16 protein-coding genes are annotated in these 24,045 nt (G+C 60.5%); 4 read left to right on the top strand and 12 right to left on the bottom strand.

The annotated features are described in order from the left end of the window. Positions 1-11: 11 nt before the first annotated feature. The 8 genes from dpdI to dnaA all read right to left on the bottom strand — a co-directional run bounded on the left by dpdI (position 12) and on the right by dnaA (position 17,363). Entirely contained in the window at positions 12-728 is a 717-nt protein-coding gene (gene dpdI / locus AC3WON_RS17040) for a protein DpdI (RefSeq protein ID WP_492352324.1), read from the bottom strand. Further along, entirely contained in the window at positions 719-3,808 is a 3,090-nt protein-coding gene (dpdH, locus tag AC3WON_RS17035; RefSeq protein WP_492352323.1) for a protein DpdH, read from the bottom strand. The genes dpdI and dpdH overlap by 10 nt, the downstream gene beginning before the upstream one ends. Beyond that, positions 3,805-4,755 carry a protein DpdG gene (gene dpdG / locus AC3WON_RS17030; RefSeq protein WP_492352322.1) on the bottom strand — a complete coding sequence of 317 codons (951 nt, stop codon included), beginning with the start codon at positions 4,753-4,755 and terminating at the stop codon, positions 3,805-3,807. Before dpdG ends, dpdH begins: the two co-directional genes overlap by 4 nt. After that, positions 4,752-7,349 carry a protein DpdF gene (dpdF, locus tag AC3WON_RS17025; RefSeq protein WP_492352321.1) on the bottom strand — a complete coding sequence of 866 codons (2,598 nt, stop codon included), beginning with the start codon at positions 7,347-7,349 and terminating at the stop codon, positions 4,752-4,754. The genes dpdG and dpdF overlap by 4 nt, the downstream gene beginning before the upstream one ends. Continuing rightward, a complete protein-coding gene (gene dpdE / locus AC3WON_RS17020; protein WP_492352320.1) occupies positions 7,346-10,807 on the bottom strand; it encodes a protein DpdE in 3,462 nt (1,153 codons plus the stop codon). The genes dpdF and dpdE overlap by 4 nt, the downstream gene beginning before the upstream one ends. 583 nt (positions 10,808-11,390) lie before the next feature. Further along, entirely contained in the window at positions 11,391-13,916 is a 2,526-nt protein-coding gene (gene gyrB / locus AC3WON_RS17015) for a DNA topoisomerase (ATP-hydrolyzing) subunit B (RefSeq protein ID WP_492352319.1), read from the bottom strand. Between the two features lie 217 nt (positions 13,917-14,133). Continuing rightward, on the bottom strand, positions 14,134-15,249 hold the full coding sequence (gene dnaN / locus AC3WON_RS17010; RefSeq protein WP_492352318.1) for a DNA polymerase III subunit beta: 1,116 nt from the start codon (positions 15,247-15,249) through the stop codon (positions 14,134-14,136). 368 nt (positions 15,250-15,617) lie between these two features. After that, on the bottom strand, positions 15,618-17,363 hold the full coding sequence (dnaA, locus tag AC3WON_RS17005; protein ID WP_492352317.1) for a chromosomal replication initiator protein DnaA: 1,746 nt from the start codon (positions 17,361-17,363) through the stop codon (positions 15,618-15,620). A gap of 814 nt (positions 17,364-18,177) precedes the next feature. Between dnaA and rpmH the strand changes: the two genes are divergently transcribed. The 4 genes from rpmH to yidC all read left to right on the top strand — a co-directional run bounded on the left by rpmH (position 18,178) and on the right by yidC (position 20,960). Beyond that, a complete protein-coding gene (gene rpmH / locus AC3WON_RS17000) occupies positions 18,178-18,312 on the top strand; it encodes a 50S ribosomal protein L34 (protein WP_008650850.1) in 135 nt (44 codons plus the stop codon). Positions 18,313-18,475: 163 nt separating this feature from the next. Beyond that, complete coding sequence (rnpA, locus tag AC3WON_RS16995) at positions 18,476-18,940, top strand: ribonuclease P protein component (protein WP_492352334.1); 465 nt, start codon at positions 18,476-18,478, stop codon at positions 18,938-18,940. Positions 18,941-18,959: 19 nt separating this feature from the next. Further along, positions 18,960-19,271 carry a membrane protein insertion efficiency factor YidD gene (gene yidD / locus AC3WON_RS16990; RefSeq protein ID WP_492352316.1) on the top strand — a complete coding sequence of 104 codons (312 nt, stop codon included), beginning with the start codon at positions 18,960-18,962 and terminating at the stop codon, positions 19,269-19,271. Between the two features lie 21 nt (positions 19,272-19,292). Further along, positions 19,293-20,960: a membrane protein insertase YidC gene (gene yidC, locus AC3WON_RS16985; protein WP_011616294.1), complete on the top strand. Its 1,668-nt coding sequence runs from the start codon at positions 19,293-19,295 to the stop codon at positions 20,958-20,960. 107 nt (positions 20,961-21,067) lie between these two features. Here the strand turns inward: yidC and AC3WON_RS16980 are convergent, their stop codons facing one another. From AC3WON_RS16980 to AC3WON_RS16965, 4 genes are read right to left on the bottom strand one after another with little or no spacing between them, the layout of a single operon-like run. Then, a complete protein-coding gene (locus AC3WON_RS16980) occupies positions 21,068-21,232 on the bottom strand; it encodes a rubredoxin (protein ID WP_035817912.1) in 165 nt (54 codons plus the stop codon). Then, the gene (locus AC3WON_RS16975) at positions 21,229-22,104 is read right to left on the bottom strand and encodes a metal-dependent hydrolase (protein ID WP_492352315.1); all 876 of its coding nucleotides are present in this window, start codon (positions 22,102-22,104) and stop codon (positions 21,229-21,231) included. The genes AC3WON_RS16980 and AC3WON_RS16975 overlap by 4 nt, the downstream gene beginning before the upstream one ends. Before the next feature lie 46 nt (positions 22,105-22,150). Then, positions 22,151-23,113 (bottom strand): alpha/beta fold hydrolase, encoded by a 963-nt coding sequence (locus AC3WON_RS16970; RefSeq protein WP_492352314.1) that lies wholly within the window; start codon positions 23,111-23,113, stop codon positions 22,151-22,153. Continuing rightward, a complete protein-coding gene (locus AC3WON_RS16965; protein WP_492352313.1) occupies positions 23,110-24,000 on the bottom strand; it encodes an SDR family NAD(P)-dependent oxidoreductase in 891 nt (296 codons plus the stop codon). Before AC3WON_RS16965 ends, AC3WON_RS16970 begins: the two co-directional genes overlap by 4 nt. Between the last annotated feature and the right edge of the window lie 45 nt (positions 24,001-24,045).

Below are 24,045 nucleotides of genomic sequence, written 5' to 3'. Positions count from 1 at the left end.
ACTTGCCTCGATTACCGTGCTCGCACCACGTAGTTAGCAAACATGTTATTCGACTGCAGCCATTCAATGACTTCAGTAGTCAAGAACTCCAGGCTGGCTCCGGTTCCGGTGGACGTGGCATTGAAGAAGGCCTTCACTGCTTTGGGCACGTCGTCGTTCTCCACAAACTGAATATCCGCCAGACTCTCCGAACACGCGTGCGCTTCGTGCAGTGCCTCGACAGTACTAGGAACGGCATTGCGGTACTGATTGAAACGTTGGTACAAGTGCGTATAGCGTTCCAAGGCCTTCCGGTTCTCCGGCAGCGCCTGCAGGATAGTTTGCTTGCGTTGCTCGGGAGGGACTCCGCCAAACAACTTGCCGCTGAAGTAGGCTTTCCAGTCTTGCTTTTGGAGCATCTCTGCCGAAGCGTTGAACTCGGTCAGCGTTGATATCAATTTGCTCCAGCGCTGCTTGTCCACCAGCGTGGTGGCCTTAGGCAACTCGGCAAAGCGGGCTCTGACCTGACTGATTACTTGCCTGGCCTTATCGATATCCGGTATTTGTGATAACGGGACTCCCTCCGCCCGTAGCAAGGCATTGCGACGTGCCAACATTACGACTCGGGCTGAAAGCCCTCCAAGTTCGTTTCGCTTTGAAGCCAGCGCATCGGCTTCCTCGATGCTACTGCTAGCCTCTTCGGCACGCCTCAAACGCGCGCGAACAATCCGTGCATCGTCTAGGAGCATGCCGCTTCTCCTTCCATACCCAAGGCGTCCATTTCATTCAGGAGGTTTTCAAACAAAGTTTGGATCTCGCTAGCTTGCGCCCGTGGGTCCACACCCTGAAACTCATTCTCCAACCGCTTGGCGCGCTTCTCCGAAGCGCTCACTACCTTGCGCGCCGCCTCGATAAAGCGCGACGCGACAATAAGAGGAAGGACGTCGAAGCGCCCCACGCGGCTGATCAATTGGCCGTCGCTCTGCACCCCATCCGCTTCACCCGAATTCGTGAACACGGACAGTGCCTCGCGCAGTGCGCCACTGCGGAATTCTTCGCACAGATTTTTGAAAGCTAAGTGGCCCATACCTATCTCATCGACATTCCAGACACCGGATTCCTTCAACTGATCTGCCAGGGCCCTTAGTTCTTCTGCAACCTCTTGCTTATCGAAGTTGTCGCCGAGTTCTTCTGCTAACTTGACGCGAATGTCGTCGGCCGCCTTTAGCACTTTTCGCGCCAGGAGCCCTACCCGAGCTTCACTCATCATCGCTAGCGCCCGCTTCAATTCGGCGGATGTCATGTCGAGTACGTTAGCGTTAGTCACCTCGCTCTCCGGCAGCAAGCAGTTCGCCACACGCGCCATATCCATGGCATAAGGTGTCTTACCAGCTCCTTGGAAGCTGCCGCAGAAGGCGGCGACGAGTTGAATCAGTTCGGGACGTACCCGCAACGCCTGCTCCTGCAGCGTGCGCCACTCGCCGAATTCGATGGGCGCGCCTTCTAGAGGACGCGAGGAGTTCAGGGGGACGCCGAATAAGAAGGCTCCGAGACTGGCGGGTGTACGGCCCCGCTCCATAAGGCCTAGAATTCGGCTATTGTTGGATAACAACCTCACTGCCATACCGAGTTTCAGCCGCATGCTAGCTCGTACGATCGCTAGCGCCTGCGGCATCAATCGATCCGCAAGGTTAGCGATCCAGACCAAATCATCGTCGGCATTGGCGTATTGCATCTTTCCGCCATTCAACTGATAGAAGCGAGCCACGGCAGCCAGTTCCGCACGTAACTGGCCGGTAGGATCAGTGTGATCCTCTGCAACTATGATTGCACTGGTCGCGATGCGACCTTCACCACCAGCATTCGGAATGGATATCTGGTTGTAAGAAATGGGCGACTTGATACAGCGCTCTGCTGACCAGTCAATCCTCTCATTGAGTGCGGATTCAATTGATTTCCGGATTTGGCTGGCCACGACCTGGGAAAGACGCTCACCACTTTGCGACCATTTCTCAAGTGCCTCGGTCAGATACTCGTCGTCTGACTTAGGCAGTTCATCCGGAGGTGGGAGAATAGGATCTTTCGGCTTAACCTCCGGTTGGGTGTGGAAATCGATATTGGGCTGATCCAGTTTGAACGCATCGAAAACCTCCTTTGGAATGTAGCCGATATCAGCAGGCGTACGCGGGGCGTTGCCCCAAATCGCCACAAGGCGGCGGTATCGCTCCCGCGCCTCCTGCGAGACCGGAAGCGCAGCCAACCATTGAGTGACCTCCGAATTCGTCCCCGGCGCATTAATATCAGGCGGTGGAAATCTCCCATGCTGAAATGCTGGCCGGCCTGGCAAAAGTACAGCGCGCAGGATATTGTCAATTATGAAGCGCGGAGTAAAGACCAACTCATTGTTTCTAGTTAGCACGGCACGCGCCAACTGCTCGATGGCTTGCTCAGTGTATGGAAATAGCGGAATCTCATCCTCCTTCCCAAAAGCTGCCAATACAGAGACATCGCTGGTATCCTCTTGGTCAGCGTAGGGCCCGATCCATACTCCTTGGCTGTCGCGCGCACCACCGTTCCTCTCGAAATGACGCACCAATTCGCGGTAACCCCATCGCGCCGCGTTAAGGTAGGAGGCGACCAGTGCCTTTGTGCGCTGCAAGACTTCGGACTCGCCTGACAAGTGACTCTCTACGATCCACTCGCGCTTTGCGCGAGTAGAAATCGTATCCTTTCCGGCTAGGTAACCGTCTGTTACGGCGATGACTGAGCGCATCGTCGCCAGTTCCCTAACGCCGTCACGCACGCCCTCCTGGATCAGCACATTGAGTAGCGTGTCCTGAATACCAGTCAACGCTTTGAAGTCTTCCACCAGGATTACAAGTTCGCGGCCTTGCTTAAGTAACCGCCGGCGAATTTCAAGTATGACTTCTTGTAAAGTCATGCCACCCAGGGATTCGTGCAGCCTGAAAAGTTGGCGAATCGCTTGATCAACAACCTTGCTCTCGTTGAGCAATCGTGCAGCGGTCCGTCTGCCCTCGCCCTCCCTTATTAAGAGGGTGCGAGTGTAGTAGGACTGGGTTGGCGACGCAGCCTTGCTGATATCGATGGATTCGGGCAGTTTGAAGTCGTCCGCATGGAAATCCTCGACATATGTTTTCTGTGCAGTCTGACTTTGTCCGTCAATTGCACGCTGCACAATCCTCGGAAACACGTTGCATCGGAAATAGCCAACGAGCACAGGGTCACCCATAAATCTTGGTAGGTAGACCGCGTGTCCGAGTTGTTCTTTCAGCCCGGAATTACTTGGATTGAGTTTGACCTGCGCCTGCAGTTCCTTCGCAAATTCACCAAGTGTAATATCGAGTTGGCTCTGAAAGTTAATAACTGCAGTCTCCATGTTGACTTCGGAGAGCGCCTTGGCAAACTCTGCTTTTACGGGTGCATACTCCTCGTCCGGCAACTCTTTCAGGATCAGATCAACTACTCGCCTCAGGCTCGCACTTTTCGGAATGCGGATGACGACATAGCGGTTATCTTCATTTATGTTTTGCAGACGGGCTGCCAGCATGCGCACCATGTGCGACTTTCCGACGCCAGATGCGCCGGTGATAGGCACGACATGGGCGCCGGACGGCACGTCCTTCGTGACTAGGTACTTGAACAGTTCGTCTTCGCTAGCACCAAGCTTCTGGTCCGACGAAATCAGCCTGTAACTTAGCGGAGAGGGTTGGTGCACGGCCAGCAGAACCGCATCATGCGCGCCCTCAGCTTCGGGGTTTATGCAGAGATTAATCTCTTCGGCAGTAGGCCAATAGTTCAACAGACTCATGATGCGTCCTTCAACAAGCGGACATGTGTAAAGTTCTCCCATGCCCGTCCACCCTGGCCTACGAGGGTTAATCGCGAACCGGCGTCGGCCAGCGTCACCAAACCGATCACTTGCTGCTTCTGCAATCGCCGCAAGGCGAACGACAGCGCAGTCGATAGGTGTCCGGCAGCAGGCGGCTTCCACGTCTCGGCCTTCAGTACCTGCTCTACCTCGTGGCGGTAGATACCTGAATCCAACACCGGAAGGCGCGCCGCCAGGCGCGATACAAACTCCGCCGCGGGCACCGTTTCGTTCTTCTGAATCACCTCCTTCAATTCCGACTGCACTGCCGCTGTCGGATCGCAGAAGAAAGCAGACTCGTCGCCGGTAGCAAAACCAAGGAATCTCGCCCACGAGCGCAACCCAGGCCACCGCGTGTCGTTCAAGAAGATGAAGCTCCCCGGTAGCACTTGATTCTTGACGAGGATCTCAATTTCGTCGTAGGTCCTCGGTAACGAGTAGATATCCTGGGTCAAGCACCAGGCCAAGCCACGGCACAAGTCAGCTGTACGCCCAGCCTCCTCTTCCGAAACGCTGCCATCGGCTGGCCATAGCGGCAGTCCATGCTGCTGAAGCATTACAATGTTTCGGCAAATGGCGGGCAAACGCTCGGCAAACTCATCAATGGACTCGCTTCGGGCCAAGTCGATAGTCAGACGAATCTGGTCTCCGTCCTCGACGAAAAGATTTAGAGCGATCCAGCGGGCCAGCGTCGCGCGTGCCCGGGCTGCCAAATCCTTGTCCTTCTCGTTGTCAGCTTCCTTGCCGCTTTCCTTGTCGATGTTGGACAGCGGGACGCAGACGCTAATCAACTCCTCGCGGGAAATCGCTTTGTCTCGGGCGACGATTCTGGCCAAGGTGAGAAGTATCGGATGGAGGCCATCGGATTGGCGGTTAAGGATACTCATTGGGTTATCACAGGAATGATGTTGTTTTCCAGATGCAGCACATTCCGGCTGACGTCGGCGAGGCGGCGCAAGCTATTGTCGGGATCTGGCATACCGAGGGGCACAACCGCGACGTGAAAGGGCCGCTGCAGTAGTTGGATGTCCCAAATGAGCTCTGGCGACGCATCGGGCTCGAGCACCGTCAGGCGTGCCAACGGAGAATAAGGTTCCAAATCAGTGTCCCATAGCGACCGGTGTAGCAGTACTCGATCGCTGGCTCGCTGGTATAGTCGGACCCACTCGGGAAGGTTCACTAGCGGCGATGCGGGATGGGCCGCCAACTCACGTACGCCGCACGACTGAACCAGCCATTCGGCAAATTGTAGGATAGCCTGTCGAATTCCTTCCCCTGGTCGACTCTCGTCGTAAAAGACATAGGCGAAGGCAGGGTCCACCCAAGGAAATCTTTCCTGCCAGGCATTGGAGACCGACGGCAAGACGCGACTCACCGGCACCACGACTGGTTCGGCATAGTGCCAGCGATCCCCAGTGTCGAAGCGGTCCTTGGGACAGCCGCCGCAAACCCGCGTTACCTGAACGGGCCAGCGCGTCGACTGGATCCGGTACAACTGCGTAAGCGTCGCACCAACTTCTTGTCCGATCTCCTGGTCCAAGCCGCTGGACTGCGGAAGTAGTTGCCGCATCATTTGGAGGTTCCGCTCAGCGGCTTCCAGTGTCTTGTTGCGCGAAGCAGCGATCGCACTTTCCCAGACTACGGGAATAAGGTGGCCGTCGTTGCGGATGCGCACGCGCACGTTCGCCATTGCTGCAAGCAATGAAGAAACATCCTCGCAGGGATCGGCTCCCTCCTCATCGCTGTTGACCTCAAGTTCAAGGGCAAGGAGACCAGCACGCGCCATCAGGATAAGCGTACGCATGTTCCAGTTAACGTTGTATTCGCCCCCCCCAGGCAAACCTTCGCGTACGGCGTCGATATTGATCTCCCACAGCCCCTCTTCAGTAGTCTGCCTGCGTGACTGGTACATTGCCTTCCAACGGCTGAATCCTAGTTCATCGGAGATGATCTTGGGCTTCGCGAGTCGCTCCGGCAAACTCCAGTCTGTATCATCGAACACCAGCAGGCTGGCCGACGCCTTGCCGTCACGGCCGCCGCGGCCCACTTCTTGGTAGTAACGGTCAAGGGTCTCGGGAATTGTCGCGTGGACCACTGTGCGCACATCGCCCTTATCAAGGCCGACCCCGAAAGCAGACGTTGCAATGACGCCGTCGAGACGATTGGCCGCCCACTCATCAATGATGCGCCGCCGTTCACGGTCGGGCGTCCCGCCGTCAAACGTGGCAATGCGGCGCAGGCCACCGCGGTCACGCAACGCGCTGTTCCAGTGGACAATTTCATCGCGCTTGGTGACATAGAGGATGAACGGCCGCGGCGCATGACGCAATGCCTCCAGTACACGCTCTAGCTTTTCTTGGGGCGATACAGCCTTGTAGAACCAATATTGGGGTTCTGGGCGAAGATGAACCCCCGATATCATTTGTACGCGGTTGGGTGGTCCAAATAGGCTCGCCAATGTCTCCACCGTTTCTTCCGTGAAGGTCGCGCTCATTAGCAAGGTGCGAAAACCACGTGGCGCCAATCTCAGCAGACTATGGCGCAACCCTGCTAAGGCTTGGAAGGAAGGACGGAACTCATCCCCCCACTGCGCGACCAGATGGGCCTCATCGATCACCAAATAACGCAGCATGCCAGCCGCAGCGGCATCTGACACGGCACGTAGTAGCGAAGTAGTGAGCGCTTCCGGTGAAGTGAACAGTATGCGCTGGGTGCCATTGCGAAGGCGCTGTCGGATCTCAGCACGCTGTTCTTTCGTTAATCCGCCGTACCACGCCAACGGCCTGTCCAGACTGGAATGACCGTTACTCCGAAACAATTGCTGCATAGCGCGCGCCTGGTCGAGGGCAAGGGCGACCGTCGGCACGACGAAGACGGTTAGATGGCCATCTTCCTTGTTTACTAATGCGGGAGCCTGCCCAACTAGACTCTTGCCGGAGCCCGTAGGCAAATTAACTATTAAGGTGTCGCCGTCTGGGATAAGAAAAGCAGCACGCACCGCCTCGCGTTGGCCAGGAGACGAATAGCTGGAAAAGCCAGTGGCGTCACGGATGAAGGGGTCTACCTCACAGTACGTCGTCCGACGTACTTTCTTGTCAGAGAACGCGTCGCCGAACACCCCATGCTTTCCGCTACCGAGCCACTCCGGATGCCACTCATGAGCTACCAGTAGATATGCGGAGGCGCCAGCCTCGATGGCCTTAACCCCATGGGCGGCCCAACTCGCTCGGTCGGGCCATCCCTGTCCTGCCGGCACACGCAACCGCACACTCTTGCCGGCGTCGTCACTGGCGCGGAGCAAGACCTGGCGCAACAAGGGTTGAAAGTCGGCATGCCATGCCGAATTTAGAGGGTGAGCTTGCGCTGCACTCAACACTTGGCAAATCCGCTCGAGGACGCTGTCACCCAGCTTTTCCGGCCAACCATTGGCTACCGGCCAATCTGCGAAGATAGCCTGCAATTCGTCGAAACCAAAACTCATGCGTCTTCCCGGATGAAGCGTTCGATTAGTGATACAGGTTCGCTAGTGAGGAAAACCGCGCCGGCCACGTCGACTTTCACCGAAGGTGACGATATGCCGCGATGGAGAGCTCCGTTAAGCGCCTGTTCAAGTTCTAGTTGATGGGCTTCGGCCTGCGCCTCAATACCGCGCAAGGATTGGATACGGGTCTGCAATTGGGCGTAGCGGATCTCGTCTTCGGCTACCGCCTGCTCCAACGCACGGTGCTGCCGCCCCTTCAATTCCGGGCGCGCCATCACAATAGCCAATGCGCTGTCGCGCATTCGCTCACAGCGCTCCTCCCAATTGACGAAAGTATCCGGTGCCATCCGTCGGAAAGCACTTAGGTAAGATAGCTTGAGATTCTTGTCGATGTAACCATTTCCACCTTCTTTTGCATACTCGGGCATCAAAAAACGCTCGACAATATCTTGCGGTAGTTCATCCCCCTCCTCATCCACCCAGACTTGCATTACTTCCGGCCGAAACAAGGTATCGCCGCGCCGCGCAAGAACGGCCCGCGCGGCCTCGATCGATTGACCACTGTCGGCAGTGAGAACAGCAAGGGCTTCATCTAAGCGCGCCTCGATCACAAAATCAAAGCGGAAGCAGAGTCGGATTTCGGACGGAGATAACTGGTCGAAGACCTGCCGCCACATTGCATAACTACGCCCCCGATCGTCCAAGTCTGAAAAAGACTTAATGGCTTCAATGAACTCCGTACCGTACCGGAGTGGCCGAATCCTGCGTCTGACGGCGGTGGGGCGATGCACAACGTACGGATAGGATTCCGGCTTGATCGAGCGACTACCAGGCGCTTCAAAGTCGATGGCCCCCAAAAAATCGTCTATAAACCCTGACGAAGGAATGAGCGTAGGCGACTTATTGTCGCCATCGGGCGAGCAATACTGCAAACGAAAGGATTCGTCGACAGATTGAGTGCCCGGCCGGCGCGGTTCATATACCTTGCGGAACAGGAGTGTTTCCTCGATCCAGTACATCATCGCGTCGCGAATAGTCCTCCAATCTGCATCGGCTTCGAACAAGTCATCCAAATCTGCCTCCGGCACCGGCGACAGTTGGTCCAGTGCATCTTGCTGGTCGATAAGGTTAAGCTCGCGCGCCACCAACCCAGAAGGACCGGCCAATCTGTCAAGCAGTGCATGAAGTGCCTCGACTCCCTCACGGATCAGCGCACCCTCCAACATTGCCAATTCCGCCTCAACTAGGTACTGCAAGCTTGAGATGGATCGATGGAAGACGCCCCAGCCTTGGTCAACAACGTCGAACCACGCTGCTTGCAGTGGTGCGTCTTTATCGATCAGCACGTAAGACTGCACCGGTTTGCCCGCGCCATAGCGGTCGACGCGCCCCATGCGCTGTTCGATGCGATTCGGTTGTACGGGGAGGTCGAAATGCACCACTACCTTGTCCCCACCCTGTAGGTTGATGCCTTCTTCTGCATTGTGATCACAGACGATGGCCCGAATCGCGGCATTGGTTAGGAACTCACCCCAAGCGCGCCCATTGATATCATCTCCAATCTCGCCAATGTCATGCCTCACCACTGCAATGTGGTGGCTCTTTAGGTATGCAAAGACTTCGTCAGCGGCACTCTCGCTGTCGCAAAAAACCACAGCTTTAGTCAACTCTGGCAGCGAGCGCAAACCATCGCACACCCGGTGAAGGCGAGCCTCTATCCATTCCTCACCGTCGATGGTGGAGATGATTGCGTCGAGAAGGCTGTCCTCCCCCTTAAACGACGAATAGGCATCACTCTCGATACAACTTCGGCGCTTCGTGCAATGGTTGCGAAATGCACCTAGATCTTCCGATAGTGCGCAAACCGCGCTCCAATAGAACGCGCCGAACTCCTGAGCGACAGCAGCATCCATCGAGCCCATCGAGATCGAAGCGCTGACGCGCCAGTCCTCCAGCGCAGATTCGAGACGCATCATGGGCGAGTACTCTACTGTCCAGACTTGCGCTCCCTTGCGGTCGGGCGTTAATCCCTCGACATGGCTGCGGCGGTTCCGCAATATCCGGCGATTGAGACGGTAGGTCTCGGAGATATGAGCGCGCAATTGCCGCACCGCCGCGCAAAATTGCGGATCGCTCTCGTCTGGCAACTCGAGGAGCTTCTCTTTCAGCGCCTGCGTCAACTGTGCCAACCGCGGGTCGTTCGAAACACGGCCGATCAAGTCATCAAGGGCAACGTCCATGAACAGAGAATTGCTGGGATCGAGGGCTGCAACGGTCTCGGCCAACGCCTGCCGGTTGACGATCTTGTCATGAAAGGTCTCTAGGTCCTCAAGCGGGTAAACCACCGGATCCAGAAGATGCAGCATGCGGAGAAACCCTTCCTCGTTGCGCAGGATGGGCGTTGCCGACAAGAGCAGCAAGCGATCAGTGTTTTGCGTCACTTCGCTTATAAGCCGATACATTTTTTGCATCTCCTCGCCCGCATGGGGATCGGCTAAGTGATGCGCTTCGTCGATGACAAGCAAGGACAGGTTGCTCAGAACTCGACGCAAGTCCTCATTATCCTCCTGAGGTAACACGAATACTGATTCGTCGACGAAGTCCTGCAGACCAAAGCGAATAATCAATTCTTCCCGCCACTGATTTACCAAGGCATGCGGGACAAGAACAAGGATTCGATGCTCACGCAAGTCATCGAGCACCGCCTGCCGGATGACGATTCCCGCCTCAATCGTCTTGCCAAGGCCGACTTCATCGGCAAGTAGATAGCGTTGGGAATGATCGGTCAACACGCGCCGTACGACATCTACTTGGTGCGGTTCCAACTCGATGGATGAGGAAAGCAATGCGGAAATTCCAAATGCACTGCCCCTCTGGTAGAGATAATTCTGGAGGAATTCGGAACGTGCCTCGGCATACTGCGGCGTTTCGGTAACGAAGTTACCGAGGAAGACGACTGGGTCTTGGATCGGGCGCTTCCATCGGACGAAGACCTGGTTGTAGTCCACATAGATGTCGAACTTGTCGGCTAGGCGGACTTCTACGCCTTCCCCGTCATCCTCGCGAACCCGTCCGATGCGCCACTCGTTCGCGAGATCATTGTAGGTATAGACGCGAGTATTGCGTCCTAACCGCTTCGGCTTGATTGACGATATCGGTACTTCTACCCGGCGCCGCCCTCCGCTAATTGGAGAATCAAAATACTCGACCAGAGCCTGCGAGCCATCCTGGTGTATGACCTTACCCAGGCCGTCTTTTTCAGCATTTTTAATCAAACAGAACATTGTTCGTCTTATTTGTGTTGAATTTGACGGCGGTGCGCGACCAAGAATGGCTTTTGACCCCTCGCTATTACGTACGCCCCAGGCTTCTGGCGTCCGACGCCGGACGTATACCGTTTCGCTCGCAATAGTCAGAAAGTGCCGTTTCGAGCATATTTGTGAGGCTGCGCCGTTCATGCGAGGCTGCGGCTTCCAATAACTGCTTGAATTCCGGAGTCACCCGAAAGCTGATGCCGACAGACTTTCCGTTTTTCATGGGTCGGGAGGTGTATTGAGCGTTGCAATACAGATTGCACCACGAGTTACGTTCCGTTACAAGTACATCCCAATTGTTACGCTGTCTCGGATAAGGCAATGATGGGCGGCGTGTGAACTCTGCTCTCACGTGTTTGAGTGACAACTCAACCAATGCATGGCCCCGCGAAGCAAACTGGAAGCCACTGTGGGCTGCGATCCTATCCGCCTTTAGGGGCGCAAAGCGGCAAACAGGAAGGAAGGCTGAGTCCGGTCAAAATGCGAGCGCCAGTCATGCCTAGGGGTGACGCTGCCCCATGGCCGCGTGTTTGGTGGGGGACGGCTTTGCCGCGGCGCCTCCAGGAAATGAAAAACGGGTTACGAGAAACTTCTCGCAACCCGTTGATTTTAGGGGTGTCGATGGAGGCACTTTTTGGGCTGCACGCTAGCCCAGCTAATTCCATCTCTAGCCCAGCAAGCTGGTACGCAGTCCAGCTAATTCCGGTTTCCTACAGCTATACCTTGATTAAACGTCGATATTTCTCGCAACCAACGCATTCGATTCAATAAAGTTCCTTCGCGGCTCCACCTCATCCCCCATAAGGGTGGTGAAGATTTGGTCGGCGGCAATAGCATCCTCAATCTGCACCTTCAGCAGACGGCGTTGCGTAACATCGAGGGTGGTCTCAAACAGCTGCTCGGGGTTCATTTCACCAAGACCCTTATACCGCTGCCTCGAAACCCCACGCTCCGCCTCCGAAAGCAACCACTGCATCGCCCCATGGAAGTCATTGACAGTCTGATCCCTCAGCTTGTCCCCTTCCCCGCGCTGCACCTTGGTCCCCTCAGGCGTCAGCCCCTGGAACGTCTTGGCCGCATTGGACAGCGCCGCATAATCCGCCCCGTGGACAAAATCCGCATCCAGATGTGACAGCCGCACGTTGCCATGATGACGCCGCGCAATCATCAGGCGGTGCTTGTCGGTCTTTTCGTCGAACTGAGCATAGACATCGGCAGTGCCGTCGTCATTGACTGCGGCGCCGATCAGGGTCTTAGCATGCATCTCAGCCAACTTAGCCTTCAACGCCACAGCCGAAGCCTCAGCAGCAGAAGCGCTGTCCAGATCCAGCGCCACCCCATCAGCAATCGCCCGCAGCGCATCAGTATCAACAACCCGTGACAGCCGCGAAATCACCCCCTCAGTCAACTGATACTGCCGCGCCAACTCAGTCAGCGCATCCCCATTGATCTCCGACCCATCCGGCCGCACCAGCACAGCCTTCTCCATCGCCAGCTTCAACAGATAAGCATTGAGCTCGACATCATCCTTGATATACCGCTCTTCCTTGCCATGCTTGATCTTGTACAGCGGCGGCTGCGCGATATACACATAACCGCGCTCGATGATGTCAGGCATCTGGCGATAGAAGAACGTCAGCAGCAGCGTGCGGATGTGGGAGCCGTCCACGTCCGCGTCGGTCATGATGATGATGCGGTGGTAGCGCAGCTTTTCCAGGTTGTAGTCGTCCTTGCCGATGCCGGTGCCCAGCGCGGTGATCAGCGTCAGCACTTCCTGGCTGGACAGCATCTTGTCGAAGCGGGCGCGCTCTACGTTCAGGATCTTGCCCTTCAGCGGCAGGATGGCCTGGAACTTACGGTCGCGGCCCTGCTTGGCGGAGCCGCCTGCGGAGTCGCCCTCCACCAGGAAGAGTTCTGACAGGGCGGGGTCTTTTTCCTGGCAGTCGGCCAGTTTACCGGGCAGGCCCATGCCGTCCATCAAGCCCTTGCGGCGGGTCATTTCGCGGGCCTTGCGGGCGGCTTCGCGGGCGCGGGCGGCGTCTACGATCTTGCCGCAGATGATCTTGGCGTCGCCCGGGGTTTCCAGCAGGAAGTCGTTCAGGGCCTTGCCGACAAGTTCTTCCACGGGCAGGCGCACTTCGGACGAGACCAGCTTGTCTTTGGTCTGTGAGCTGAACTTGGGCTCGGGCACCTTGACGGAGAGCACGCAGGACAGGCCTTCGCGCATGTCGTCGCCGGTGGTTTCCACCTTGGCTTTCTTGGCGACTTCGTTTTCTTCGATGTACTTGTTGATGACGCGGGTCATCGCGGCGCGCAGGCCGGTCAGGTGGGTGCCGCCATCCCGCTGCGGGATGTTGTTGGTGAAGCAGAGCACCTGCTCGTTGTAGCCGTCGTTCCACTGCATGGCCACTTCCACGGCGATACCGTCTTTTTCGGTATTGGCGTAGAAGATGTTGGGGTGCAGCACGCTCTTGGAGCGGTTGATGTATTCGACAAAACCCTTCACGCCGCCGGAGAAGGCAAAGTCTTCTTCCTTGCCGGTGCGCTGGTCCACCAGCTTGATGTGGACGCCGTTGTTCAGGAACGAGAGCTCGCGGATGCGCTTGGAGAGGATCTCGTAGTGGAACTCAACGTTGGTGAAGATCTCTTCGTCGGCCAGGAAGTGCACTTCAGTGCCGCGCTTGTCGGTGGCGCCGATGATCTTCATCGGCGAGACTTCAACGGGCTGGCCGTCGGGGCCGGGCACGGTCTCGACGATGCGGTTCTGCACGTCGCCCTTGGCGAATTCGATCAGGTGCACCTGGCCGTCGCGGCGCACGGTCAGGCGCAGCCACTTGGACAGTGCGTTCACGCAGGACACGCCCACGCCGTGCAGGCCGCCGGATACCTTGTAGCTGTTCTGGTTGAACTTGCCGCCGGCGTGCAGCTCAGTCATGGCGATTTCCGCCGCGCTGCGCTTGGGTTCGTGCTTGTCGTCAAACTTGACCAGGGGCGGGATGCCGCGGCCGTTGTCGACGATGGAGATCGAGTTGTCGCTGTGGATGGTGACCTGGATCTCGGTGCAGTAGCCGGCCAGCGCTTCGTCGATGGAGTTGTCCAGCACCTCAAACACAAGGTGGTGCAGGCCGGTGCCGTCGGAGGTGTCGCCGATATACATGCCCGGGCGCTTGCGTACCGCCTCCAGGCCTTCCAGGATCTGGATCGAAGAGGCTCCGTAGGTGTTTTCCTGTTGCGGTTTCTGCTGTTCGGTCATGTCTTTCTACTCAACGGCTGATGCGAAAGCCCGGCCGCGCCGGCACATTGGCAGGGCGTCTGGCTTTCCGCATGGCGGGTTACTAAAAACGGCAAAAGGGGCAGATCGTTTTCGATCCTGCCCCCGCTGCGAAGAGACGTCCCGCGATGAGGCGGGTGTCGTAGCGTGCCGTTTGCTGCTCCGGTATCTCTGTATCTGTAGTCCTGTTACCGGATCATCAGATGCGCATCGGCATGACGACGTACTTGAAGTTGTCGTCTTCCGGCACGGTAATCAGCGCACTCGAATTCGAGTCGCCAAGGCTGACCTGCACCTGCTCGGTCTTCAGGTTGGCAAGCACGTCGAGCAGGTAGGTCACGTTGAAGCCGATATCGAGCGCGTCGCCCGAGTAATCGAGTTCCAGCTCTTCCTGCGCCTCTTCCTGGTCGGCGTTGGTGGAGCTGATCTTGAGCATGTGCGTGTCGAGGATGCAGCGCACGCCCTTGAATTTGTCGGTGGTCAGGATCGCGGTGCGTTGCAGCGCCTGCTGCAGGCGCACGCGGTCGATCGCGAAGGCGTTCTTGTAGCCCTTGGGGATCACGCGCTGGAAGTCGGGGAACTTGCCTTCGACCAGCTTGGAGATCAGTTCGATATTGGCGAAGGTGAACTTGACCTGGTTGGCGGCCAGCTGCACCGTCACCGGATCGTCGTTGTCTTCCAGCAGGCGCTGCAGTTCCAGGATGGTCTTGCGCGGGATGATGACTTCCTGGCGCGAGCCGACGCCAGCCGCTTCGTTCTCGAGCTCAACGCCGCAGTAGGCCAGGCGGTGGCCGTCGGTGGCGACTGCCATGACCTTCTTGCCTTCCACCACCAGCAGCATGCCGTTCAGGTAGTAGCGGATGTCTTGCTGCGCCATGGCGAAGTGGACCATCGCCAGCAGGTGCTTGAAGGTCTTCTGCGGCAGCGTGACGCTGGCGTTGAATTCGCTGGCTTCGGCAACGGTCGGGAATTCCTCTGCGGCCAGCGTCTGCAGTGCGAAGCGGCTCTTGCCGGATTGCACGGTCATGCGCTTGTCGTTGAGCGACAGGGCCACGTCGCCGTCAGGCATGGCACGCAGGATGTCCAGCAGCTTGCGCGCGGCCACGGTGGTGGCGACGCTGTCGCTGCCGACGCCGCATTCCGCATGCGTGGTGATCTGGATCTCGATGTCGGTCGAGAGGAAGGAAACGTTGGACCCGGACTTGCGAATCAGCAGATTGGCCAGGATCGGGAGGGTGTGGCGGCGCTCCACGATGCCGCTCACGATTTGCAGCGGACGCAGCAGGTTGTCTCGCGAGGTTTTGACCAATTGCATTGAATTTATCCTTCGTCGTTTGTAATCGGCGACCGCAGAACGCAAATAGCTCCGAATTCACTTAGGAATCAAGGAGTTAATGTGCCATTGTACCAAGGATAAGCCGCTGCGGTGAAGCGGGGCGGGACCGGCGGGCGGGCCAGCTGTGCACAAAAAGCCACGCTGGCGCAAACCGTACTTGCCATCCCGTCCCGACTCACCGCAAAGCCTTATCAGTGGCCATTTTCCGGTCACTTGCCCCGGCGTCGCTGACGTTAATTCCCCAGGCGCCACGGGATGTCCGTGGCGCGCACCCTACAGTATGCCAGCCCCGAGGGGCCGGCCCTTCAAAACGCCTTTCCCGGGGCATCCCGGGCACCGGCCATGCATCAACCCTTGAGCGTTTGCTCCAGCACGTGCAGCTCATGGTTGAGCTGCGCGTCCTTGCTGCGTTCGTCGGCAATCTTGCGCACGGCGTGCAGCACGGTGGTGTGGTCGCGGCCGCCAAAGAGCTCGCCGATTTCGGGCAGGCTCTTCTGCGTCAGCTCCTTGGCCAGGTACATCGCAATCTGGCGCGGCCGTGCAATATTGGCAGGCCGCTTTTTCGAGTACATGTCAGCGACCTTGATGTTGTAGAAATCCGCGCAGGTCTTCTGGATGTTCTCCACAGAGATCTGGCGGTTCTGCACGGTCAGCAGGTCCTTCAGCGCCTCGCGCGTCACCTCGATGGTGATGTCCTTGCCGTGGAAGTTGCTGAAGGCCAGGATCTTGCGCAGCGCGCCTTCCAGCTCGCGTACGTTGGAGCGCAGGTGCTTGGCGACGAAGAACGCCACCTCTTCAGGCACGTTCACGTTCTCGGCGGCGGCCTTCTTCATCAGGATGGCCACGCGCATTTCCAGCTCGGGCGGCTCGATGGCCACGGTCAGGCCGGAGTCGAAGCGCGAGATCAGGCGGTCGTCGATGCCGGTGATTTCCTTGGGGTAGGTATCGCTGGTGATGATCACCTGCGCCCGGTTGGCAATCAGGGCCTCAAAGGCATAGAAGAACTCTTCCTGCGTGCGGTTCTTGCCGGAGAAGAACTGGATATCGTCGATCAGCAGCAGGTCCAGCGAGTGGTAGTAGCGCTTGAACTCGTCGAACGCCTTGCGCTGGTAGGCCTTGACCACGTCGGACACGTACTGCTCCGCATGGATGTAGCGGATGCGCGCGCGCGGGTTCTCCATCAGCATGTGGTTGCCGATGGAGTGGATCAGGTGGGTCTTGCCCAGGCCCACGCCGCCGTACAGGTAAAGCGGGTTGTAGGACTTGCCCGGGTTGTTGGCCACCTGGATGGCGGCGGCACGGGCCAGCTGGTTGGCTTTACCAGTGACGAAGTTGTCAAAGGTCAGGATCGGGTTCAGGCGCGAGCGCTCATGCACCGTGTCGCTGGGCTGGTGGCCGGGCATCGGCGTGGCGCCGCCCATCTGGGGCTGGTGCTGCGGGGACGGATGCTGCGGGTGCTGCGGCTGGTGCTGCGCCTGGCGGTAGGAGCGGGCGCTGGCCTCGGCGGGGTCCATGTGGACCACGTCGATCTCGGCCATGTCGGCGCCGTGCTGCGGGTGATGCTGGCCCGGGTACTGACCCTGGGCGCGCGCGCCGGCCGGGACCGGCGCCGCTGAGGGCATGCCGGCGGGGTTACCGTACTGCGGCTGGCCCATGCCGTACGCGGCTGCGGCGGGGTAGTCGCCGTAGCCGGGCTGCCCCGGCATGGCAAACGGGGGCTGGCCGGGCATCGGCTGGGCGCCGGGATAGCCGCCCATGCCCGTACCCGGTGCTGCGTGGCTGTCCATGCCGCCCGGGCCCATGCCGGGCTGGGCCGGCTGCATATAGGCAGCGGCACGGCCCGACGCGGCGGGATCCAGCACGAACTGGACGCTGACCTGCGCTTCCCAGTACTCGCAGGCCAGTGCGGTGATGCGCCCGGAGAACTGGCTCTTGACCCAGTCCAGCTTGAAACGGTTGGGCGCAGCAATCCGCAGCGCGTGCGTGTCTTCATCGAACGCAACGGGCGCCAGCGGCTTGATCCACGTTTTGAACTGTTGCGGCGTCAGCTCGCGCTCTAGTTGCGCGGCTGCCGCCTGCCAGAAATCTTGCATTGTTTGTTGTTTGGTAATCGCACCCGGATCCACTTCTTCAGCAGCCCGGGCACGCCACAAGCGGCGTATACGCCGCGCTATCCGGGCCGCCCCAGCCGTATTGGGAATTAATTCCCTTCGGCAAGGCCTCCGCGGCATGCCATGCAGCCGCCAGCGAGCCTTCAGGCTCGCCGCACTGGCGTGCGTTCAGTCATGCGTTGCCGCGGTGGGGGCCCGGGTTGCGCCTGCGCCACGCAGCCCGTGTTGTGTTTGGACCCGGATTGTATACCCGCCGCCGAGTTATCCACAAAGGATAAGTCTGTGGACAACTTGTGCAAATGCGGTGGATTTGTGTGCACAACCCTTGCTGTGATGCGGCTTTGCGGGGTGTGGAAACGGGCAAAATCTCAGGCAAAACAGGGACTTCGCCTGTGGATGACTACGCTAGAGGTGGCCCTCGGGGCACATGCAGTTACCCACCGGCTGTTGTGGACAATGGGGCACCACGGGCCACAGGGCGCTGTGGCAATTGTGCCCTTGCACACAGACTTGCGCCTTGACAGCGCCGGAGAAAATCGTTTAAATGGCGGGTTCTGCGATGCGGCAGGGGATCACGTATGCGCATCGCCGGTCTGGCCTGTTCGTGCCGTCCGCGCTAACAGGTTAGCTACCTGCACACGCGTAAGCACGGCCGGCAGCAAGACAGAACCAGAATCGTCGGATACGCCGCTGCAGTTCCTCGCAAGCGGCAGCCCCATGCGAACCATACGCGGCGGCCACGGCACCCCGGCACCGGCCGGAGTCGGGCGAGCCAAGATCAACCAGAGAGTGCAACATGAAACGTACCTACCAACCTTCCGTTACCCGCCGCAAGCGTACCCACGGTTTCCGCGTGCGCATGAAGACCCGCGGCGGCCGTGCCGTCATCAACGCACGTCGCGCCAAGGGCCGCAAGCGCCTGGCCATCTGAGGCCCGGGCGACCGGCCTGACGGCGCACCCGGCGCCGGCTGCAGCATACCGCAGCCGTGCCGCGCAGCCGTCAATGCCCACCGCCCCGGCTTCAGGTCGGCCGGCAGCTTGCCGCAGGGCGCCGCTTTTGCGCCAGCAGTCTTACTCGCCAGCGTTACCAAGCGTGTCAGCCCATGCCTTCCCCAAAGCCGCGAGGCTAACAAAGACGGATGAGTTTTCATCCGTTTTTGCTTTGCGGCCCCGGCGGCGCAGCCCGCATTTCGTGCTCTACGTGCGCGCCAATGACCGTCCGGAAGGCCGGCTTGGCGTGGTGGTCGGCAAGAAGTTCGCGCCGCGCGCGGCTGAGCGCAACCTGGTGAAGCGCATGGCGCGCGAGCTGTTCCGCCAGCGCCGTGAACACCTGGCGGGGCGCGATGTACTGCTGCGCCTGCAAGCCAAGTTTCCGCGCGCGGAATTTGCAACGCGCGCGGCGGTCCGAAGGGCATGCGCGGCGGAAATCGCCAGCCTGCTCGACGTAGCGGCCAAGCCATTGCCGCCACCCGCACCGCCTGCCTCGCCCCCGGCACCGCCTTCCGCGGCGCCACCGGCGAGCCCCTCGCAAAGCCAGCCACCGGGCCTTCCGGCCTGAACGCGCGCCAACGCCCGCCATGAAGCGAATCCTGATAGCCCTGCTGCGTATCTACAAGATCGCCCTGAGTCCGTACCTGGGCTCGCAGTGCCGCTTCCTGCCGACCTGTTCCGACTACGCCCGCGACGCCATCGTCCATCACGGCGCCGCGCGCGGCAGCTGGATGGCCGCCTGCCGGCTGTGCCGCTGCCATCCTTTCGCCCAAGGCGGGTATGATCCCGTGCCGGGCACGGAAGCTGACGACACTGCCAGGCCGGACACCCACGCGGGCCGTTCCGTCCATGCCGCCGCAGGCCATGCGCCTGTTGCGATCCGTCTGCCCAGACCCTGATTTCTCCGACCACAGCCAGACATGGATATCAAACGCACCATCCTCTGGGTCATCTTCTCGATGTCCCTCGTGCTGCTCTACGACAACTGGCAGCGCTCCCAAGGCCATGCGTCGATGTTCTTCCCGAGCACGACCCAACAGGCCGCCTCGGCGCCCGCCGCCAGCGGCGCTGCCGCGCAGGGCGACGTGCCCAAGGCCAACGTGGCGCCAGGCGCAGCGGGTACCGCTGCCCCGGCCGCGCCGCAGGCCGCGGCCCAGCCCACCGGCGAGAAGGTCGTGGTGACCACCGACACGGTGCGCGCCGAGATCGACACCGCCGGCGGCATCGTGTCGCGCCTGGAGCTGCTCAAGGAGCATGAGAAGGACGGCAAGCCGGTGGTGCTGTTCGAGCGCGACAACGTGCGCACCTACATGGCACGCTCGGGCCTGATCGGCGGCGACCTGCCCAACCACACCACGGTGTTCACCGCCGCCCCGGGCCCGCGCACGCTGGACGGCGCCGAGCAGCTGGAAGTGGCGCTGACCGCCGAGAAGAACGGCGTGAAGCTGGTCAAGACCTATGTGTTCCGCAAGGGCAGCTATGTGGTCGACACCAAGTTCGCGGTGACCAACGCGGGTGCCGCGCCGGTCTCGCCGACGCTGTACCTGGAACTGGCGCGCGACGGCAGCAAGGTCGAGCAGTCGCAGTTCTACAGCACCTTCACCGGCCCTGCCGTCTACACCGACGCCGACAAGTACCACAAGATCGACTTCGAAGACATCGCCAAGGGCAAGGCCACCGTGCCGGCCGCCGCCAACAATGGCTGGGTGGCGATGGTGCAGCACTACTTTGCCTCGGCCTGGATCCCGCAGACCGGCAAGGAGCACAGCTTCTACGTCCAGCAGATCGACCCGCACCTGTACCGCGTGGGCGTGCAGCAGCCGCTGGGTGAACTGGCCCCGGGCGCCACGGTGACCACCGATGCACGCCTGTTCGCCGGTCCGCAGGAAGAGCACATGCTCGAGAAGATCGCCCCGGGCCTGGAGCTGGTGAAGGACTATGGCTGGCTGACTATCCTGGCCAAGCCGCTGTTCTGGCTGCTGGAGAAGCTGCACGGCTTCCTGGGCAACTGGGGCTGGTCGATCATCGCGCTGACGGTGCTGATCAAGCTGGTGTTCTTCCCGCTGTCGGCGGCAAGCTACAAGTCCATGGGCAAGATGAAGGACCTGCAGCCGCGCATGACGTCGATCCGCGAGCGTTACAAGAACGACCCGCAGAAGATGAACCAGGAGATGATGGGGCTGTACAAGACCGAGAAGGTCAACCCGCTCGGCGGCTGCCTGCCCATCGTGATCCAGATCCCGGTGTTCATTGCGCTGTACTGGGTGCTGCTGTCGTCGGTGGAAATGCGCGGCGCGCCGTGGCTGGGCTGGATCCATGACCTGTCGGTGCCGGATCCGTTCTACATCCTGCCGATCGTGATGGCCGTGTCGATGTTCGTGCAGACCAAGCTGAATCCGACCCCGCCGGACCCGGTGCAGGCCAAGGTCATGATGATCATGCCGCTGGTGTTCTCGGTGATGTTCTTCTTCTTCCCGGCCGGCCTGGTGCTGTACTGGGTGGTGAACAACATTCTGTCGATTGCGCAGCAATGGCAGATCAACCGCATGCTCGGCAAGGGCAAGGCGGCAGTGGTGGCGAAGAGCTGAAGCTGTTGCAGGTTGCGGTAAGCAAAAAAGCCCGGCAGTGATGCCGGGCTTTTTGTTTGGCGGATCGGGGCGCTGACAGCCATCACCCCTCGTTGATCACCGCCCGCCTATAGCGCAACCATGTCGAAATCCGCTTTCGCCATGCCGCAGTCCGGGCAGCTCCACTCCAGCGGGACCGCGCCCCACGGTGTGCCGGGCGCGATCCCGTGCTCGGGCATGCCGAGCGCTTCTTCATAAACGAATCCACAGATACGGCACTGCCAGATGGTCATGCGGCCCCCCGCAGCGAGGGCGCTCGAGTGGAGACACCGGCGGCGCGCGCGGTGTTTTCGATTTCCTCGACCAGCGGGGCGATGCGCGCCAGCTCGGCGCGGCTGTCGTCGTCCCACGGATGGAAGCCGGGGCGGAAGTAGCTGAGCCATTCCGGGATCATCTTGGGCAGCACGGCGGGCGAGGCCCACAGGAAGCGCAGCACGCCACCAAACCCGCTCAGCTTGTTGCGGCAGCCCTTGTCGCCCATCACCAGCGCGATATGGAACACGAACACCATGGCCCAGAACGTCACGGTGGTGGTCAGCATGGTGAAGGTGCGCAGGAAGTAGCGGTAGGGACCGGGCTTCATCACCGTGTTCCAGACATCGTAGGCCACCGCCTTGTGCTCGGTTTCTTCCAGCGCGTGCCAGGTCCACACCTGCCGGTAGCCGGTCTCGGAGGCCGCGCCCATGTGGCGCTGATCCTGCAGCAGGCCGCCGGCCAGCATCGCGGTGTAGTGCTCCAGCGCGATGGTATGGGCCAGCTGCCACGATTTGGGCAGGATCTTGCGCAGCAGGTCCAGCAGCTTCCACACCGTGCGGTCCAGCGCCGCGGCGGGCAGGCCGGCGTCTTCCATCAGCCGGTTGTAAAGGATGTGCTCGCGCGTGTGCATCGCTTCCTGGCCGATAAAGCCGGCGATGGCGCGGCTCAGTTCGGGGTCTTTCACCTGGTCGCGGTAGTTGCGCACGCTGTCCATGAAGAAGCGCTCCCCGGCGGGGAAGAAGATCGACAGCGCGTTGATGAAATGGGTGACGTGACGGCCCCGTTCGTGCCAGTCGCTGATGCGTTCTGGCGGCAGGTGGGGATGCACGTCGCGGCGGACTGGCATCATGGCGGTCTCCTTGGGTGACGGCCGGCGCGTGCTGCGCCGGCGCAATTCATTGGCTGGCGAGGAATGGCAGCAGGTCTGCCGCCACGCGTTGCGGGTCTTCTTCCATCGGCACGTGGCCAAGCCCCGCGTAGCGGAGCAGCTGCGCGCCGGGGATGCGCTCGGTGAAGGCCTGCGCGTGCGCGTGCGGGATCCAGCGGTCGCGCTCGCCCCACAGCACCAGCGTGGGGGCGCGCACGCTGCCGAGCAGGTGGGTGTCAAGCTGGGCAAAGTCGAGCCTGGGCACCATCTTGCCGACGGCCTCGCGGCTGCCTTCGGCGTAGAAGAAATCAACGTAGCGGCGGAAGGTGGATTCCGGCACGCGCGAGGCATCGCCATAGACGTCGCGCGTGGCGGCGCGGATGATGAACTCGGGCAGCATCCACGGTGCCGACCAGCGCACCGGCGCATGGCGGAACAGGTCGATGTAGATCGGCAGCCGCATCGGGAAGCCGGCGGCGTCGATCAACACCAGCTTGTCGACCGCATCGGGCCGGCGCACCGCCAGGTCCCACGCGATCAGCCCGCCCAGCGAATTGCCGATGATGCTGGCGCGGCGCACGTTCACCGCGGCCAGGAAGGCATCGATGAAATCGCGGTAGCGGTGCACGTCCATGGTTTCGATGCGCCCGCGCGCATCGCGCAGCGGCCCGGTCAGCCCGAACGGGGCGATGTCGAGCCGCAGCACGCGATAACGCTGCGCCAGCATCGGCACCATCCCCTGCCACGTATGCAGCGAAGCGGCGAAGCCGTGGATCAGCACCAGGGTCTCGCCGTCGGCGGGGCCTTCATCGGTGTAGTGCACCATCGCATCGAGCACGCGCACCCAGCGCGAGGCTGGCAGCGCATGGCGCTGCGCCAGCGTGGCGCGCGACAGGCTGAACAGCCCTACGCGGCCTTGCCCGAACCAGCGCGTCAGCGCCCCCGGTGGCGCCAGCAACGCAGCATCCTGTTCGATCGCGAGCCGGTTCACGGGCGCTCTCCCTGGCCGACCGAGGCCGGTGCGGCAACGGGGCCCAGATCGCGCTTGCGGCGCGTTTCGCGCACCACCAGCGACTGGTAGGCAGCGGGCAGCAGCCGCGCCATGGCATCGGCGGCGTAGGCGTCAGGTCCGATCAGCACGCGCCGGCGGTTGCGGCGCACGCCTGCCAGGATCACGCGCGCGGCCTTGTCGGGCGAGGTGATGAAGAATTTCTCGAACTCATCCTTGCCGTGCTGCGCGTCGCGCACCAGGAAGCCGTTGACGCTGGATGACACACGGCTGGCCTGGGCGATATTGGTCTTGATGCCGCCCGGGTGCACGGTGGTGGCCGACACGCCGCAGTCCATCAGGTCCAGCTCCTGCCGCAGCGATTCGGTGAAGCCGCGCACCGCGTACTTGCTGGCGTTGTAGGCGCCCATGCCGGGCTGGGCGAAGATGCCGAAGATGCTCGATGTATTGACCACGTGGCCGTCGCCGCTGGCCTTCAGGTACGGCAGGAAGGCCTTGGTGCCGTACACCACGCCCCAGAAGTTGATGCCCATGATCCATTCCAGGTCGTCGTAGCTCATGCCCTCGACGGTGCTGGACAGCGCCACGCCGGCGTTGTTGAAGATCAGGTTGATGCGGCCGTGGGCCTCGGCGGCCGCGGCGGCCCACGCGTAGACCGCGGCGCGGTCGGCCACATCCACGGTGTGCTGCGTGATGCGGGCCTGCGGTGCGGCGGCCATGGCCTGGACCACGGTCTGCGCCAGCCCGGCCTCGTTGCGGTCTGACAGCGCCAGGTGGCAGCCCTGCCGTGCCAGCGCCAGCGCCAGCGCGCGGCCGATGCCAGAGCCGGCGCCGGTGATTGCGGCAACCTTGTTGCGGAAGTCCTTCATGTCCGGTCTCCTTCCGGTGATGTCGTTCTTTTGGGTGTGAATCGG

The sequence above is a fragment of the Cupriavidus sp. FW305-46 genome (assembly GCF_058787075.1).
Note: the sequence above shows the minus strand (reverse complement) of the source record. Positions and strands in the feature narration are given on the sequence as shown.

Excerpts from the sequence above, each read along its gene's own strand:
- dpdE (WP_492352320.1), bottom strand. The coding sequence starts at position 10,807 with ATGAACGGCGCAGCCTCACAAATATGCTCGAAACGGCACTTTCTGACT.
- AC3WON_RS16965 (WP_492352313.1), bottom strand. The coding sequence starts at position 24,000 with ATGAAGGACTTCCGCAACAAGGTTGCCGCAATCACCGGCGCCGGCTCT.
- rpmH (WP_008650850.1), top strand. The coding sequence starts at position 18,178 with ATGAAACGTACCTACCAACCTTCCGTTACCCGCCGCAAGCGTACCCAC.
- dnaN (WP_492352318.1), bottom strand. The coding sequence starts at position 15,249 with ATGCAATTGGTCAAAACCTCGCGAGACAACCTGCTGCGTCCGCTGCAA.
- dnaA (WP_492352317.1), bottom strand. The coding sequence starts at position 17,363 with ATGCAAGATTTCTGGCAGGCGGCAGCCGCGCAACTAGAGCGCGAGCTG.
- yidD (WP_492352316.1), top strand. The coding sequence starts at position 18,960 with ATGAAGCGAATCCTGATAGCCCTGCTGCGTATCTACAAGATCGCCCTG.
- dpdG (WP_492352322.1), bottom strand. The coding sequence starts at position 4,755 with ATGAGTATCCTTAACCGCCAATCCGATGGCCTCCATCCGATACTTCTC.
- dpdH (WP_492352323.1), bottom strand. The coding sequence starts at position 3,808 with ATGAGTCTGTTGAACTATTGGCCTACTGCCGAAGAGATTAATCTCTGC.
- dpdI (WP_492352324.1), bottom strand. The coding sequence starts at position 728 with ATGCTCCTAGACGATGCACGGATTGTTCGCGCGCGTTTGAGGCGTGCC.
- AC3WON_RS16980 (WP_035817912.1), bottom strand. The coding sequence starts at position 21,232 with ATGACCATCTGGCAGTGCCGTATCTGTGGATTCGTTTATGAAGAAGCG.
- yidC (WP_011616294.1), top strand. The coding sequence starts at position 19,293 with ATGGATATCAAACGCACCATCCTCTGGGTCATCTTCTCGATGTCCCTC.
- gyrB (WP_492352319.1), bottom strand. The coding sequence starts at position 13,916 with ATGACCGAACAGCAGAAACCGCAACAGGAAAACACCTACGGAGCCTCT.
- dpdF (WP_492352321.1), bottom strand. The coding sequence starts at position 7,349 with ATGAGTTTTGGTTTCGACGAATTGCAGGCTATCTTCGCAGATTGGCCG.
- AC3WON_RS16975 (WP_492352315.1), bottom strand. The coding sequence starts at position 22,104 with ATGATGCCAGTCCGCCGCGACGTGCATCCCCACCTGCCGCCAGAACGC.